At 71.5% G+C, this 14,233-nt stretch carries 16 protein-coding genes; 9 read left to right on the top strand and 7 right to left on the bottom strand.

Translation table 11 applies throughout. The features are described 5' to 3' along the window. The first annotated feature begins 81 nt into the window (after nucleotides 1-81). The gene (locus tag ACFVU7_RS36280) at nucleotides 82-744 is read left to right on the top strand and encodes a site-specific integrase (RefSeq protein ID WP_388049704.1); all 663 of its coding nucleotides are present in this window, start codon (nucleotides 82-84) and stop codon (nucleotides 742-744) included. A 665-nt stretch (nucleotides 745-1,409) separates the two neighbouring features. Then, nucleotides 1,410-2,021, top strand: coding sequence for a hypothetical protein (locus ACFVU7_RS36275; RefSeq protein WP_388049701.1), 612 nt, complete (start codon nucleotides 1,410-1,412; stop codon nucleotides 2,019-2,021). Nucleotides 2,022-2,270: 249 nt separating this feature from the next. On the opposite strand, the gene ACFVU7_RS36270 is transcribed toward ACFVU7_RS36275, so the two are convergent. Continuing rightward, complete coding sequence (locus ACFVU7_RS36270) at nucleotides 2,271-3,503, bottom strand: alpha/beta hydrolase family protein (RefSeq protein ID WP_388049757.1); 1,233 nt, start codon at nucleotides 3,501-3,503, stop codon at nucleotides 2,271-2,273. 112 nt (nucleotides 3,504-3,615) lie between these two features. Here ACFVU7_RS36270 and ACFVU7_RS36265 point away from each other — a divergent pair, with 112 nt between their 5' ends. Continuing rightward, nucleotides 3,616-3,975, top strand: a complete 360-nt coding sequence (locus ACFVU7_RS36265; RefSeq protein ID WP_388049699.1) for a transposase — start codon at nucleotides 3,616-3,618, stop codon at nucleotides 3,973-3,975. Nucleotides 3,976-4,026: 51 nt separating this feature from the next. Here the strand turns inward: ACFVU7_RS36265 and ACFVU7_RS36260 are convergent, their stop codons facing one another. Next, on the bottom strand, nucleotides 4,027-4,560 hold the full coding sequence (locus ACFVU7_RS36260; protein ID WP_388049696.1) for a hypothetical protein: 534 nt from the start codon (nucleotides 4,558-4,560) through the stop codon (nucleotides 4,027-4,029). Between the two features lie 145 nt (nucleotides 4,561-4,705). Next, on the bottom strand, nucleotides 4,706-5,026 hold the full coding sequence (locus tag ACFVU7_RS36255) for an ATP-binding cassette domain-containing protein (protein WP_388049694.1): 321 nt from the start codon (nucleotides 5,024-5,026) through the stop codon (nucleotides 4,706-4,708). Nucleotides 5,027-5,119: 93 nt separating this feature from the next. Here ACFVU7_RS36255 and ACFVU7_RS36250 point away from each other — a divergent pair, with 93 nt between their 5' ends. The 3 genes from ACFVU7_RS36250 to ACFVU7_RS36240 all read left to right on the top strand — a co-directional run bounded on the left by ACFVU7_RS36250 (nucleotide 5,120) and on the right by ACFVU7_RS36240 (nucleotide 8,270). Beyond that, a complete protein-coding gene (locus ACFVU7_RS36250) occupies nucleotides 5,120-6,388 on the top strand; it encodes a sensor histidine kinase (RefSeq protein WP_388049692.1) in 1,269 nt (422 codons plus the stop codon). Next, the gene (locus tag ACFVU7_RS36245) at nucleotides 6,385-7,080 is read left to right on the top strand and encodes a response regulator (RefSeq protein WP_388049689.1); all 696 of its coding nucleotides are present in this window, start codon (nucleotides 6,385-6,387) and stop codon (nucleotides 7,078-7,080) included. Before ACFVU7_RS36250 ends, ACFVU7_RS36245 begins: the two co-directional genes overlap by 4 nt. Nucleotides 7,081-7,214: 134 nt before the next feature. After that, nucleotides 7,215-8,270 (top strand): IS701 family transposase, encoded by a 1,056-nt coding sequence (locus ACFVU7_RS36240; RefSeq protein WP_388049754.1) that lies wholly within the window; start codon nucleotides 7,215-7,217, stop codon nucleotides 8,268-8,270. Nucleotides 8,271-8,300: 30 nt separating this feature from the next. On the opposite strand, the gene ACFVU7_RS36235 is transcribed toward ACFVU7_RS36240, so the two are convergent. Then, nucleotides 8,301-8,723 (bottom strand): SMI1/KNR4 family protein, encoded by a 423-nt coding sequence (locus ACFVU7_RS36235; protein WP_388049686.1) that lies wholly within the window; start codon nucleotides 8,721-8,723, stop codon nucleotides 8,301-8,303. Between the two features lie 37 nt (nucleotides 8,724-8,760). After that, nucleotides 8,761-9,426, bottom strand: a complete 666-nt coding sequence (locus ACFVU7_RS36230; RefSeq protein ID WP_388049684.1) for a TetR/AcrR family transcriptional regulator C-terminal domain-containing protein — start codon at nucleotides 9,424-9,426, stop codon at nucleotides 8,761-8,763. 68 nt (nucleotides 9,427-9,494) lie between these two features. Here ACFVU7_RS36230 and ACFVU7_RS36225 point away from each other — a divergent pair, with 68 nt between their 5' ends. Next, on the top strand, nucleotides 9,495-10,757 hold the full coding sequence (locus ACFVU7_RS36225) for a beta-ketoacyl-[acyl-carrier-protein] synthase family protein (RefSeq protein WP_388049681.1): 1,263 nt from the start codon (nucleotides 9,495-9,497) through the stop codon (nucleotides 10,755-10,757). 43 nt (nucleotides 10,758-10,800) lie between these two features. On the opposite strand, the gene ACFVU7_RS36220 is transcribed toward ACFVU7_RS36225, so the two are convergent. Further along, entirely contained in the window at nucleotides 10,801-11,706 is a 906-nt protein-coding gene (locus ACFVU7_RS36220) for a S41 family peptidase (protein WP_388049678.1), read from the bottom strand. A 384-nt stretch (nucleotides 11,707-12,090) separates the two neighbouring features. Here ACFVU7_RS36220 and ACFVU7_RS36215 point away from each other — a divergent pair, with 384 nt between their 5' ends. Together ACFVU7_RS36215 and ACFVU7_RS36210 are read left to right on the top strand one after the other, a co-directional pair. Next, the gene (locus tag ACFVU7_RS36215) at nucleotides 12,091-12,732 is read left to right on the top strand and encodes a hypothetical protein (protein WP_147409029.1); all 642 of its coding nucleotides are present in this window, start codon (nucleotides 12,091-12,093) and stop codon (nucleotides 12,730-12,732) included. A gap of 33 nt (nucleotides 12,733-12,765) precedes the next feature. Beyond that, a complete protein-coding gene (locus tag ACFVU7_RS36210) occupies nucleotides 12,766-13,341 on the top strand; it encodes an RICIN domain-containing protein (RefSeq protein WP_388049675.1) in 576 nt (191 codons plus the stop codon). Between the two features lie 216 nt (nucleotides 13,342-13,557). On the opposite strand, the gene ACFVU7_RS36205 is transcribed toward ACFVU7_RS36210, so the two are convergent. Beyond that, the gene (locus ACFVU7_RS36205; RefSeq protein WP_380743364.1) at nucleotides 13,558-14,094 is read right to left on the bottom strand and encodes a DUF4240 domain-containing protein; all 537 of its coding nucleotides are present in this window, start codon (nucleotides 14,092-14,094) and stop codon (nucleotides 13,558-13,560) included. Nucleotides 14,095-14,233: the final 139 nt, after the last annotated feature.

The raw sequence follows: 14,233 nt of genomic DNA, 5'->3' as shown, positions 1-14,233 counted from the left end.
GCTACCGGTACCAGTCATCTCCGCCGTCGTCCATTTCCCTACTGGAGTGTGCCTGTTGAAGGCGATCCGAAGGGGTGCTCGTTGACAGGCTGGAAGGTGTTCTGGGTCCCAGACGCCCGCAACCGTGCCGGTGTCCGGTCGAAGCTGCTGGCCGGCTGGGACGACCTGAGCGCGCGGGAGGCGGCGAGCGGGATTCACCCGGGGGACCCGATCTCCCTGTCGCCGGACCACCAGGTCGATCCGGTACTGAGCCTCTACGTGCAGTCGAGGGCGTTCCGGTTCTACGAGGTGGAGACGAAGAGGAACTACGCGACGGACATCGCATTGCTTCTGACCTTTCTGTGGGGGCGGGGCAAGTCGTGGCTCCGGGCGGAGGGACGAGATCTGAACGACTACGAGTTCTGGCGGACCTGTGCTCCGGAGAACCTCGGTCAGATCGGCGGGGCCAAGTGGAATCGCGAGCTTGCGGCGTTCACGGCGCTGTTCCGCTGGGCGAAGTGGGCGGGGTGGATCGCCTCCAATCCGGTGGAGATGCGGGAGGTTGTCGGCCGGGACGGCTCGGTGGCGGAGGTTCCACAGGCGCGGGCGAAGGACGCGCGGTCGTCGAACGTGCGGTGGCTGACGCCGCGGACCTGGCGACTGTGGACGGACATCGGCTTGCGGGGCTCGACGGGGACAGCCGGCCGGCGTACGGCTGGGCCGGGCGGCTGGAGGACCGGAACGTGGCGTTCGTGCGGACGGTGACGTCGTCGGGGCTGCGGAAGCAGGAGGCGGGGTCGTTGCTGACCGGGCGGCGTGTGGCGAAGCGGTCGGCCAGTTCCGACCCCCGACGCGGCCGGCGGCTGCGCCGCCTCGTTCCTGCTCTGCCTGGGCTGCCGCAACGCCCGTGTCCACCCGGGGCATCATCCCCGGCTGGCCCACCTGCACCAGGCCCTCGGCAACGCCCGTTCGGTGCTGCCCGCCGACGTGTGGGCCGAGGGTGGGGCGACGCCCACGCCCGTCTCGAAGACCTTCGCCAGCAGGTCGGCGCCCCGGCCTGGCAACAGGCACTGACCGGCCTTACCGAAGGCGGCCGTACCATCATCGACCACCTGCTCGCCGGAGACCTCGACCCGTGACCACCGAGGCCGCCACCGACCGCTTCCGCCTCGCCGTACCCGGCCCGGCCACGCCCGTCGTGCCCGACCACCTGATCACGCCCGAGCACGCCCGAGCACGCCCACTTCAACTCGCGCTATGCGGACCGGGTATGGTCTCTCGCCCCGCTGATCGCCAACCCGGGCGAGAGCCTGCGCTCCGTCACCTGGCAGCAGTTCCCCATCCACCTGCGCGAGGAGATCCGGCTGGCCGCGTGGACGCTGATCAACGGTGAGCTGCGGCCCACCTTCGTCAAGCAGCGCGGCATCAAGATGCGCACCCGCCTGTCCCCCGCGCTCGTGCGCGAGACCATCGACACATGGCGGCACCTCGCCACCTGGCTCGACGAACGCGGCATCCAGTCGCTGGCCGCGTGCGACCAGCAGGTGCTGCACGACTACGGGCTCCACCTGCGGGAGAGCGCCACGTCACGCAAGGCCGCGACCAGGCCGCTCACCGCGCTGGTCCGGCTGTGGGTGTTCGACGGACTCAGCGGGTTCCCGGCCGGCATCGCCCGGCCCCCGTGGGACGAGTTCGGCGTTGACGACTACCTGCCGGCCGCGGGCTCACTGGGTGGGGAGAACGCGCGCGAGCCGCTGGCCGCGGAGACCATGGGTCCCCTGCTGGTCTGGGCCGTCCGGATGGTCGAGGACCTCTCCGACGACATCCTGGCGGCCTGGTGCGAGGGCGAACACCTGCGCAGCAGGACCGCCAGGTCCAACAGGTCCACCCCGGCCGGCAAGGCCGCACTGCGCTCCTTCTTCGAACCGCTGCTGGCCGCCGGACTTCCCTGCCCGCGAACGAGGAGAACGGGGCGATCCGGCTGGCCCGCGAATACGTCCTCGCCCGCACCGGCGCCTCCGGCAAGCAGCTCGACGCGATGAACAAGACCCACGACCTCACCGGCGCCGTCGCCCGCCGACCCGGACCGTGCCCGAGAACCAGAGCCTGCGCGCCCGTGTGGTCGCCGACGACCCTACGGTCGTCCCCATCGGCCAGCGCCCTCCGCGTTAGAACCGTCACCTGAACGCGCGAACCCGGACCGACAGCCGCAGCCGACCGCCCTGTCCGGCGTTCTCCCGACGTGGAGATCGCAACCCAGGAAGCCACCGTCACCATCCGGACCTTGTCGGTCAACGGCAAGCGGACGCGGCGCTGCACCAGTGCTGGAAGAGTACTTCCGGATTGTTCGGCGAGGGGCCGTCCAGCAGCGGACTGTGGATCCCCTTCAGCGTCCGGTCGAAGAACGCTGTCACGTACTCGCGGGTGATCTCCACCCCGCGTGCCGGGGAGAGGGGCGGCGTCGGGAACCCGGCCTCCTCCAGAAGCAGGTCCAGGTCGGTGAAGCTGGTGTGGTCGGCGCCGGCGACCGTCAGCCACTTCTTGTAGCCGCCGAGGGCGTCCCAGGCCTGCCCCCACGTGGTGTCGCCGCCGCCGGCCGGGTGGTTGCCGGGCGAACTCAGCATGAGGAACGGCCGGTTGATCTGGCCGGGCATCGGGGCCGGGGCGAAGGTGCCGTCCATGTTCACGCCGGCCCGTACGCGCGGGTCGGCGATCATCGTGGTGGCGGCCGCCGCTCCGCCGAGGGAGTGTCCGGCCATGCCGATCTCGTGCTCGTCGATGAGGTGTGCCAGGCGCCACGCGGTATTGCCATGCGTCAACTGGTCGATCACGAAGGACACGTCCAGCGCGCGGCTGGCGGTGACCGTGCCCATGTCGAGGTTCGGGTCATCGCAGATCGCGCACGGCGGCGTCTGGCCGTTCGCCAGCGTCTCGCCGCTGTCCTCGTAGGTGTGGCCGACGAGTGCGACGACGTAGCCGTGACTGGCCAGGTCGGTCGCGAGCGAGGTGAGCATCATGCGCGGGTGCTCGAACCCGGGCGAGAGGACTACCAGCGGATACTTGCCGCTCCGCGGCCGCGCGCCGTCGAAGGCGTGAGTGGCGACGCTGGAAAGGTTCTGTGGGGTGATGCCAGAGCTCGCCGGTATCTTCCGGAGCTGGATGGCTCCGGCTGCCTCGGCGAGGGTCATGTAAGGGGCCGGAGTCCCGGTCCCGGGGACGGCCGGGTAGACCATCGTGACGGTCAGTTGGCGGGGGCCGGATGACGGCATCCACGGGTCGGGACGGCTCGCGTCGGTGAGGTGGATGACGTCCTCGCCGGCGGCGTAGGGGCCGGTCGGCGCGGGGAGCGTGCCTTGGAAGGTCCGCGCGGGTGCCGTGGCCGTGGCCGGTGCGGTGTCGAACGCGTGCGTGGCCATCGGTGTGGCCGACGGTGTGATCGTGGCGGCGAAACCGGCGCCGGTTCCGGTGACGAGGGCGGCGAGCGCCAGCGCCGCGACGGCGCTGATACGGCGATTGCGTTTCATGGGATCGACGCTAGGTTCCGCGGCTCCGTATCGAATCGGCCCGTGGATGTAACCATTCTGGTGTCGTTCGTAGCCCCGGCGAGGTACCGGAGTAATCCGCCGGGAGTATGTCGTGCGGCGCGGGGTTCCCTTCGCCGGCATCGTCGAGCGCCACCTTCGTCTTGGCCTACGACGAACACGACGCCAAGCCCTACCGCTGGACCTACGACGGTTCCGGACCGGGGTGGCCTGGCGGGATGTGCCGCCGCGGTACGGCTCCTGGGCCACCCTGCACACCCGATTCCGGCGCTGGGCCGAGGACGGAACCTTCGAGCGGATGTTGCGGGCCGCGCAAGCGCAGGCGGACGCGGCCGGCGACATCGACTGGCTCGTATCGGTCGACTCCACCGTCGTGCGAGCCCGCCAGAGTGCCGCCGGGGCACGAAAAGGGGAACCCAGAACCAGGCGCTCGGCCGCTCCCGAGGCGGGCTGACCGGCAAACTCCACCTGGTCGTCGACGGGCTCACGTCACGAGCTCTTCCGCTCAGCGGCCCGGCCGAGGGAAGGTCCTGGTCGCGAGAGCCGCGCAGGCCACCGCCAGCGGCAACTCGGCGAAGACCGTCATCAGCGCCGCCAGCTTGAAGTCCGAACCCGGGGCAGCCGTCATGGTGTCGAACCAGGCGTCGACCAGCAGCACGGCCGAGGTCGCGGCGGAGGTCAGGCAGGCCCGGCAGTCGCCGCGCCTGAGGAGCAGTCCGGTGGAGAGCAGGCCGAGCGCCTCAAAGCTGTCCAGACCCGTCCACGTCCAGGCCCAGTGCGAGGCCTGGGCTGTGGCCGGCAGCCCGGTGTGCAGGAAGACCAGCCAGGGAATCATCGCCAGCCCGAGCACGGTGAGGACCGTGGCCGCCCGGCGAAGCAGCAGAGGGAACGTGGAAGCGGCCGCGGCCTTCGGAAGGATCCGCGGGACACCGGAGCCCGAACCGGCGTCCACGCGGACCAGACGGAGCGAATGAACGCCGGTCAGCAGGCCGAGGGAGAGTACTGATGACAACATCGCGGTGAACGTCGTCAAGGCCATGACGAGGGAATGGGCCCGACGCCGGCCCACGCCGGAGCGTACGACCTTGCCGAGCGCGCTCACCGGCTCACCGGCGGCAGCATGCGGGCCATGGCGTGGAATCCGGCCTCGAAGAGGCGTCGGGGCATCGGCGGCTTGCGCAGCGTCATCCGAGCGCTCCCGCCGGACGGGTCAGCCGCGCGTGGGCGGCCAGGCCGGCACCGCTGCCACTGTTGACGACGTCCCGCGCGACCGCACCGTCCACCAACTCGATGGTGCGGTGCGCGGTGGTGGCGGCCAGCTGCACGTCGTGGGTCACCAGCACGATGGTCTGGCCCTCGGCGTTCAGGTCCAGCAGCGTGGACTTCCCACTGCCGGAATGGCCGAGGATCGCCACACAACCACCGGACGCCACGGACAAGGTCACACCGGCCACCGCGGGCGGGCCGTCGTCGTACTGCTTTATCGCGTCTTGGAGAGCGATCATCGGCGGATTCGTCATGGCCATGAACCTAGGAACGGACCATGATCCATCGCGTCGGCCGGTGGATTTCGCGTTCCCCAGGCCGTCGGCCCGGGGGTGTACCCCGCGTACATCCCCGGGGCGACGCGCGGAGCCCACGCCACTGAATACGATCTCCGCGTGGAAGAGCTCCTCCAACGTCTCTCGACATCGAAGCGCGTGACCTGGCTGACGTCACAGGCCGTGGTGCTGGCCACCGCCGGCCTGTACGCGCTGATGATCCCCTTGACGATGGGGACCCCGGATCCTGAGCACTCCCTGTTCGGGTTCCCCGACCTTGAGCCCGTCCAGATGCTAGGTCTGTATGTCGTGCTCGCCCTTCCGGTTCTGCTGGTGCGCCGTCTGCCGGCGACCGTCTTCGCGGTGATCCTGGGCGAATCGGTCCTCGGCGACGCCTTCGGCGCCCGGCCCGTCATCATGTTGGTCCTGCTCGTCGCCTTGGGCGGGTACCTCGCCGCCCGGCGGCCGAAGGTTGCCGCCGTCGGCTCCGTCGCGGGCGTCGTGGCCGCTTTCGTCAACGACATCCACGACCGCGAGCAGTCCGTCGGCGACGCGGTCCAGTGGGCCGGGGGGTTCGCGTTGTGGTTCGCGGTCGCGTGGATCTTCGGAGGGGTGTACCGCAAGCGCCGTGAGTACCTCGGAGCCCTGCACGAGGAGAAGGCGGCCCGCGCCGTCATGGCCGAGCGGCTGCGGATCGCCCGCGAACTGCACGACAGTGTCGCGCACAGCATCGGGATCATCACGGTGCTGTCGGGAGCGGCGGCGCGGGTCGTGGACACCAAGCCCGAGCAGACGCGGCAGGCGCTGAGCGGCATCGAGTCCACCAGCCGCCAGACGCTGCTGGAGCTGCAGCGCATGCTCGGGGCGCTGCGCCGCGCCGAGCCGGACGAGGCCATGCCGGGGGCCGCTCCGCTGGCGCCGGCCGGCAGCCTGGCCGATGTCCCGCGGCTCGCCGAACGTACGGCCGACGCCGGGGTGCGGGTCCACGTGGACTGGCGGGGCGAGCGGCGTCCGCTGCCGCCGGAGATCGAACTGTCGGCATTTCGGATCATCCAGGAGTCGGTGACGAACGTGGTGCGGCATTCCGGTGCGCGGACGTGCAGGGTCGAGGTCGGTTACGAGCCGGAAGGAGTGAGGATCGAGGTGGTGGACGACGGGGACGACGGTCCCGGCGGGCCCGGCCGTCCGAGGCCCTGGGCGGCGGCCGGCGGGAGCGGCTTCGGCCTGCTCGGCATGCGCGAGCGAGTGACGTTGCTGTCCGGCCAGTTCAGCGCGGGCAGGCGTCCGGAGGGCGGATTCCGGGTGACGGCGAGGCTCCCGGCATGAGCGTGCGGGTGCTGCTGGTCGATGACCAGCCGCTGATGCTGGTCGGGCTCGGGATCCTGATCGGCGACACCGACGACCTGGAGGTGGTGGGCGAGGCCGGCGACGGCCGCGAGGCGGTGCGCCTGGTGCGTGAGCTGCGGCCGGACGTCGTGGTGATGGACATCCGGATGCCGGGCATGGACGGGATCGAGGCGACCCGGCAGGCAACCGCCGAGCCGGACCCGCCCAAGGTGCTGGTGCTGACGACCTTCGACGACGACGAGTACGTCTACGGCGCTCTGCGCGCCGGCGCCAGCGGATTCCTACTCAAGAGCATGGCCCTGGACGCGATCCTGGACGCGATCCGTGTGGTGGCGGCCGGCGACGCGTTGATCGCGCCGAGCGTCACCCGACGGCTGATCGCCGACTTCGCCGGAACCTCCGCCACCCCCGCCACCCCCACGGCCCCCGAACCGGACACCGAGGCCGCCGCGGACTCGAGTCCCATCGCGGGGATCACCGACCGGGAGCGCGAGGTACTGGCACTGGTCGGACAGGGGCTGTCGAACGCTGAGATAGCCGAGCGGCTGGTGATCAGCGCGGCGACGGCGAAGACCCATGTCGCGCGTCTGTTCGCCAAGCTCGAGGCCCGGGACCGCGTCCACCTGGCGATCATCGCCTTCGGGGCCGGACTCGCGCCAGGTGGACGGTAGGGCAGGGTGAGAAGAACGATCACCGACCACGAGTTCGCCACGTTCGCCAGACGCGCGAGCTCACCCACCTGGCCGCGGCGGGATTCGAGCCGAGGTTGTTCAGGAAGTCACGGACCGGCGCGGGTGTCGAGAGCGTGGTAGCCCGCTTCACGGGTCGAGGAGGATCGGACCGAGGAAGAACCTTTAGCAACGTCAGCGCCAGCTACCTGCGTGGCCTGTTGCTGGACGGGCGGCGCAAGTCGATGCAGCCGATGGCCGAGCGCCTGGGCGTCGACCACCAGCGCTTGCAGCAGTTCATCTCCTCCTCGACCTGGCCGGTCGAGGAGGCCCGCGCCCGGATCACCCGGCGGGCCGTGCAGGCGCTGACACCGGCCGCCTGGGTGATCGACGACACCGGGTTCCCGAAGGACGGCACGGCCTCGCCCGGGGTCGCCCGCCAGTACTCCGGAACACTCGGCAAGATCGGCAACTGCCAGATCGGGGTGAGTGTCCACGCGGTCACTGACACGGCGTCCTGTCCGCTCGACCGGCGCCTGTTCCTGCCCGCTGCCCGGGACCCGGAACATGCTGCGGATGAGGCCGCCGCCGCCCGCACCGGGCGGCGGCGGGCCCACTGCCGCATCCCGGCGGATGAGGACCACCGGCCGAAGCGGCGCCTGGCGGTGGAGATGCTCGACGAGCTCGCCGCCCGGCACCTCACCCCGCCAGTCGTGGTCGCCGATGCCGACCACGGTGACAACGCCCACTTCCGCAACGCCCTCGACGAACCGGGCCTGCACTGGATCGTGCGGGTCAAGGGCCTGGCAACCGCCCACCCGCCGGACGCGGTCCCCCGCCAGCCGCCCTACGGCGGACTCGGCCCCCGCCCCAAACCCCGCTACCGCACCCGACCTGTCCCGCCGGCCGGGCACGTGCGGGCCGCCGGCCGAGCGGCGGCCCGCACGATCACCTGGCGACACGGCTCCCGCGACCACCTGACCAGCGACTTCATCGTTCTACGGGTCCGGCTGGCCGGACACCGGCCCCGGATCGAGGAGGACGGCACCGTTCCCGCGTGCCGACTGCCGGCCCAGTGGCCCGCCCACCTGCCGAAGCCGTCCCACCACTGGGTTTCCAACCTGCCAACGACCACTGCCCAGACCAAGACCAGCCCCGACCTAACAAAGCACTACTCGGTCCAGCGACCTTGAGTCAGCAGATGGCTTCGCTTCCCAACACGCTCACTTGACAGGGAAGGCGAGCGAGCGTCCGAGGTAGTCCCGGAGACCGCCGGCCACCCAGCGGCGGCTGTCGGTCTCGTGCTCCCAGACGAAGACGTCCGGCCTCCGCGGCGTCCGCACGAAGGCGAACTGGTCGCCGCCACCGTTGTCCCCGAAGAACAGGAGTGCGTCGAACGGCATATACGGCCGGGCGAAGGAACCGTCCGTACGGAAGTGGAGGTTCTGCTCGGCGATCTGCTCGACGGTCCAGACGGTGTCCACGCTGGTCCGCCCGATGATTCCGTTGCTCTCCAGCAGCAACTGCCTGAGCTCGGAGGGTAGTTCCTCCCCCAGCTTGCGCTCGGCCGCCGCCAGGACCGACGCGTCGGCGGGCTCCGCGAAACCGGCGTCGGGGAACGCCTCGCGGGCCGCTTGTCTCCACATGGTCCGGAAGCGTAGCCGTCCCGGACGACACGCCCGCTCAGCCGGGACCGGGCTCGTCGTGGATGGTCAGTGATCCGGCGAGGTCGAGGTCGGCGACGGTGCCGTGCGCTCCGGCGCGGACGAGCAGCACGGCGCCGAGCGCGGTGCTCCAGAACGTCCTGGCCTCCACGGCGAGCGGTCGGCGGGCCGTCCAGCCGCGGCTGTCGACGAGCTGGCCGACGAAGCGTTCGGACTGCCGGAACAGCAGCTGGAGGTGCCGGTCGACCACGGGGGCGAGTTCGGGCTTGGAGATCCCGGCGGCGAGTGCCCGCGTGACGGACGGGAGCGAGGGCATGGCCAGGACGGCGCGGGCGATGTTGCGCCGGAACGTCGCCGCGTCGGGGGCTTGGCGGCCGATGCGCTCGATCCGTCGGGCGTCGTGCAGCAGGCCGAGGAAGGCGGCGTGCACGAGCAGTGAGTCCTTGGAACCAAAGTGGTAGGTGACCTGGTTGGGGAAGACGCCTGCCGCGCCCGCGATCTCCGCGACGCTCAGCTCGGCGCCGGGCCGCTCCTTGCAGAGCTCCGCGGTCGCCTCGATCAGCCGGATCCTCGTCGCGCGACCGCGGTCCCGCGAGCGGCCCGGGGCCGGTCGGGCTCCGGTTCGCTTCTTCCCCACGCGCTCCGTCTCCTCCACGCGCCCCTTCTCCACTCGCTCGTTCTCCATCCCGGAATTGTATGTGATACAACTTGCCCCGCGTTCACTTGTATCGCATACAAGAAAGGCTGAGGAGCATGAACCGGACCGAAGTCGTCGTGACCGGACTCGGCGCGATCACCCCGCTCGGGGCCGACGTGGCGTCCACCTGGGAAGCCCTGCTCGCCGGAGAGTCGGGCATCCGCGGGGGCGTCCTGCGCGCCCACGAGGGACTCGGCCTCCCCGACACCGTCGCGGGGACGATGGCGGTCGACCCCGCCACGTTGCTGCCGCCGGTACAGGCGAGGCGGCTCGACCGCTCGCAGCAGGCAGCCCTCGCCGCGGCGGCCCAAGCCTGGGCCGATGCCGGAGCCCCGGAGGTGGACCCGGACCGGCTCGCCTCCGCGATCGGCACGGGCATCGGCGGCGTGGGCACGCTGCTGAGGGAGGACGACGTCCTGGAGACGGCCGGAGCCCGGCGCGTCTCACCCCGCACGGTGCCGATGCTCATGCCCAATGCGGCGGCGGCGCTGATCAGCATCGAGTACGGCGCGCGGGCCGGGGTCTATACGCCCGTCTCGGCGTGCTCCTCCGGGGCCGAGGCGATCGCGCTGGCGGCCCGTCTCATCCGGGCCGGCGAGGCGGACGTGGTCATCGCGGGCGGGACCGAGGCCGCGACCACCCCGATCACCGTCGCCGGGTTCGCCCGGGCCCAGGCACTGTCGGGGCACACCGCCGATCCCGCCTCGGCGTCCCGGCCGTTCGCGGCGGACCGCAGCGGATTCGTCCTCAGCGAAGGCGCCGCCGTCCTGGTGCTCGAAAGCGCCGAGCACGCCGCCGCCCGGGGCGCGCGCGTCCACGCGGTGCTCGCGGGCGCCGGCATCGCCGCCGACGCCCACCACATCACGGCGCCCGCCCCCGACGGTGCCGGTCAGGTCTCCGCCATGCGCAAGGCCCTCGCCCAGGCCGGTCTGACCCCCGGGCAGATCGGTCACATCAACGCCCACGCCACCGGAACGCCGGTCGGCGACGCCGCCGAGGCGCACGCGATCAGGGAGGTCTTCGGCCGCGCCACCGTCACGGCCCCCAAGGCCGCTCTCGGCCACCTCTTCGGCGCCGCCGGCGCGATCGAGGCGCTCATCGCCGTCCTCAGCGTGGAGCACGGCGTCATCCCGCCGACCCGCAACCTCACCGCGGCGGGCATCGGCCCCGACATCGGTCTCGACGTCGTCGCGGAGCGACGGGACGTCCCCCAGGAGGCCGTGCTCAGCAACTCCTTCGGCTTCGGCGGGCAGAACGTCTCCCTCGTCGTCACCGGCGCACGGCACCGCGCGTCCCGTACGGCCCCGGCCGCGCCATGACGGACACGGACGATCGCTCCGGCTGCCACGGGACAACGGGGTACTACGGGGTGCTCCGGCAGGACGCCTGCCGCCCGAGCCAGCCGGTCGCGGCGGAGAGTGACGGATCCCCCTCCTTACGGGTGTCCACGGCCTCGTCCGGCTCGATCGGCCCCGCGTGGATCCGGCCCGTGCGGTCCGCCTCGGCGGCGCCCGTGAGCAGGACGACCGCACCGTCCGACAACCGGTGCGCGGCGTTGCCGGTGGGCACCCCGTAGGTGCGCGCGCCGAAGCTGCGGGTGTCCGGGCGGCCGATGAACGCGATGGTGACGGCCTCGCCCGCGCTGCCCGTCCCCGGGCCGGTGAGGACGGCGACGGGCGCGCCCGGCCACGCGTCCGCGCCGTCCCCGGGGGGCTCCGCCTGCGGGGCCCCGTCCAGGAACGGCACGCCCCCGCGCACCGACCAGACGCTGCGGGTGCCGTCCGCCGTGACGAAGGCCCCCACCGGACCGTCCCCGAGCAGCGGAGCCGCCACGGCCAGCGGCGCCCACATCCCGCCGCCGCTCTCCCGGCGGAGGTCCACCACCCAGCCGCAGGCGCTCGCCCCGGCGACGGCGGAGCGGCCGCGGGCGACGTACTCGGCGTAGGTGCGCTCCGAGCCGTTCACCGCCGGAAGGTTCAACCTGGCGATGCCGCCCGGAAGTTGTTCGACCGTCGGGGCGTCGACCGTCGCGGGGTCGGCGTCCACGGCCGCCGCCTCACCGGGCGGGTAGAACCGGCTGTGGCCGTCCCCGAGCGCCGCCACCGCGCCGCCGACCGCCCGATGGGTGTCGGCCGCCGTCCGCGCCCCGGCCGCCCGCGCGAACGCCTCGCCCCGCAGCTTCGGCCAGTCCACCGTCCCGGTGTTCAACGACTCCCGCTGCAACAGGTCCAACGCCTCCGACAGGTAGCCGTGCGCCTGCGCCGACATCCCCCCGGGCTCCCCGGATCCCCCGGAACCCCCCGCACCTCCCGAAGCGCACCCCGCGACCAGCGCCACCGCGCCCGCCACCACCACGGCGATTCGCGCCGCTCTCATCCGCACCCCTCCCCCGGTTCGTACAGCCCCCATTCCTACCCCACGAACCGGCAAGCGGCGACGGCTGGGAGCCGCCCACGACGGCCGCCGCCTGGGACCCGCTGCCGCCCCTGCCGATCCCCGATGCCGTCCCGCAGACCCGCCGGGTCCCCCGGCCGAAAACCATCGTGTGCGCAGGACCCCCCTAGATATCTCGGATGGACAGGGCGTCAGGCCGCACGCGAGGCTTCCGGGAGGTCGGACCGGAACCATTCCCCCTACCGGAGGGATCTCCTCATGACAGCATCACCCAGGCGTCGACGGACCGTCTTCACCTCGGGGTTGGCCGCCCTCTTCGCCGTCGCCGGGTTGGGCCTCACCGCCGCCCCCGCGCAGGCCGACGCGCCGCCGCGCGCCACCTGCAACCCCGAGATCGAGCAGGTCTGGGACGACATCGTGACGGCCACCGTCACCCCGGTGGTCACCGAGTTCACGTCCTTCAACGTCGTCCCCGGGACGACGGGGCAGCAGCAGCAACGGCTCACCCAGGTGGCGATGATCACCACCAAGATCAACAACAGTGCCGATTTCAACCTCAGCTACAGCTCCGCCCTGGGGCAGGTCGGCCTCAAGACCGGATTCCAGGTCGAGACCAGCCGGGCCAACACCCGGACCACGGACACCTCCCGGACGGTGAACATCAACGCGCCGGGCAACTACGGGATCTTCCGCGGGTTCCTGCGCGTCGACGGCGAGTGGACCCGCTACCTGTGCGCCCGCTCGGGCCAGGGCACCGGGTACTGGATCAAAGCCAACCCGAACGGCACCGGCTACTACACGACGTACGGGGCGGCGAGCGAGGGCGTGGTGCTCTGCTCGTACCCCGAGCCGGCGGGGACCGTCCGCGAGGCGGCCCGCCTCGAACTCTGCAAGCACTGACCCGTGACCGCGTCCCACCCAGGAGGGAAGACCATGGCGAAGTCCGGCAAGCGCTCCACCCACCGACTCGGAGCCGTGCTCGGCAGCGTCGCCTTCGTCGGCTCGCTGCTGACCGTCGCGGCGCCGGCCGCGCACGCGGCGAATCCGCTGGACGGCTTCACCTGCGAGAGCGGCGGGTACCGCATCTTCACCCCGTACACCTATGCGAGCGACCGGATGGTGCTCGGCTGGTCCCATGCGTCGTGGGACAACGGCTCGATCGTCCAGGAGCCGTGGCAGGACGCCGCCCACCAGCAGTGGACACTGTGCGGCGAGAACAATCCGACCCGGACCGACGGTAAGTACTACAAGCTGATGGACCATGCGCGCCACTGGTGCCTCGGCATCGACCAGGCCATGACCGACGACGGCAACTGGCTGATCGACGAGCCCTGCAACTACTCGCAGAGCGAGATCTTCTTCATCCAGCCGGTGCCGGGCACCAACCTGAAGGCGATCATGGCCAAGCACAGCAACCGCTGGCTCTCGGTGGACGGCTCCAACTCCGGATCCCACGTCACCCAGGGCTCCTTCAAGGCCGACCTGTTCGAGCTCCACAAGGTCTGGTAGGCACCCGCCCCGACCATCCGTGGGGGCCTTCCGGCAACGGAACCCGGCCGGAAGGTCCCCACGGGCTGCACCGGAATCACCGTCGGCCGATTCGGCGAACTCAACATCTTCACCTGCCCGAACGATCCCGGACATCCGCACCGCTGGAGCATCCAGTAGCCCACGGGAGGCGGCCCGTCGGCTCGGACCTCGAGCGGCGCCGCGCTGTCTGCTTCGTCACTCCGAATACAACGCCGCCAGGCGTGGCAGCCGTCGGCTCAGCTGGTCACCGTCGCCGAAGTCGAAGTTCCAGGCCGGGTCCAGCGGCGGGTACGGAACGGTGAGGGCCTCGTCGGGGAGGTCTTCACCGGTGGCTTCCCGGTAAGCGCTCCAGGCGATGCTCAGGGCTTCTTCGCATTCGATGTCGATCCCGTCGGCGGCGTACGCCTGTACGGCCGGGAGCGCGGCGAGCCGGTCCGGGTCGGTGATGACGCTGTCGAAGGTCGTGCGGCCCTGTGTGATCAGCCAACCCCGGAAGTAGTCGAAACCGTCGTCGGAGCAACCGCCGTTGATCAGGTAGGCGGCGCCCCACAGCGGAGCCCGGTACGAGTCGGCCATCAGGTTCCGCAGGACCTGCTCGGCGGCGACGATCTCCCCGGCGGGGCGAAGCGCGAGTAGCGCGCCGGCCCGGATCGCAACAGCGTGGCCGTTGTCCGGGGCCGGCACTCGCGAGCGGGCATCCTCGATCAGGTTCCAGAACTGCTGGGTGTCCATGGTGGTTGAGCATCGCACCGGGCTCTGACAGCACGGCCCGGAGACGGAGCGTGCCCGCCGCGACGGACCGCCGGACCAGGAGCGGACGCCTCTCCAAGGGCTGGAAGCTGTCCGGCCGGGCGTCCGGCTCTCGACGTCA

Source organism: Kitasatospora sp. NPDC058046 (assembly GCF_042885595.1).
Classification (GTDB): domain Bacteria; phylum Actinomycetota; class Actinomycetes; order Streptomycetales; family Streptomycetaceae; genus Kitasatospora.
This window is presented reverse-complemented; position numbering and strand designations above follow the sequence as displayed.

What these genes read in the sequence shown, in the direction of transcription:
- ACFVU7_RS36275 (WP_388049701.1), top strand. Translation starts at nt 1,410, where the DNA reads ATGCGCACCCGCCTGTCCCCCGCGCTCGTGCGCGAGACCATCGACACA.
- ACFVU7_RS36270 (WP_388049757.1), bottom strand. Translation starts at nt 3,503, where the DNA reads ATGAAACGCAATCGCCGTATCAGCGCCGTCGCGGCGCTGGCGCTCGCC.
- ACFVU7_RS36260 (WP_388049696.1), bottom strand. Translation starts at nt 4,560, where the DNA reads ATGGCCTTGACGACGTTCACCGCGATGTTGTCATCAGTACTCTCCCTC.
- ACFVU7_RS36255 (WP_388049694.1), bottom strand. Translation starts at nt 5,026, where the DNA reads ATGATCGCTCTCCAAGACGCGATAAAGCAGTACGACGACGGCCCGCCC.
- ACFVU7_RS36245 (WP_388049689.1), top strand. Translation starts at nt 6,385, where the DNA reads ATGAGCGTGCGGGTGCTGCTGGTCGATGACCAGCCGCTGATGCTGGTC.
- ACFVU7_RS36235 (WP_388049686.1), bottom strand. Translation starts at nt 8,723, where the DNA reads ATGTGGAGACAAGCGGCCCGCGAGGCGTTCCCCGACGCCGGTTTCGCG.
- ACFVU7_RS36230 (WP_388049684.1), bottom strand. Translation starts at nt 9,426, where the DNA reads ATGGAGAACGAGCGAGTGGAGAAGGGGCGCGTGGAGGAGACGGAGCGC.
- ACFVU7_RS36225 (WP_388049681.1), top strand. Translation starts at nt 9,495, where the DNA reads ATGAACCGGACCGAAGTCGTCGTGACCGGACTCGGCGCGATCACCCCG.
- ACFVU7_RS36220 (WP_388049678.1), bottom strand. Translation starts at nt 11,706, where the DNA reads ATGTCGGCGCAGGCGCACGGCTACCTGTCGGAGGCGTTGGACCTGTTG.
- ACFVU7_RS36215 (WP_147409029.1), top strand. Translation starts at nt 12,091, where the DNA reads ATGACAGCATCACCCAGGCGTCGACGGACCGTCTTCACCTCGGGGTTG.
- ACFVU7_RS36210 (WP_388049675.1), top strand. Translation starts at nt 12,766, where the DNA reads ATGGCGAAGTCCGGCAAGCGCTCCACCCACCGACTCGGAGCCGTGCTC.
- ACFVU7_RS36205 (WP_380743364.1), bottom strand. Translation starts at nt 14,094, where the DNA reads ATGGACACCCAGCAGTTCTGGAACCTGATCGAGGATGCCCGCTCGCGA.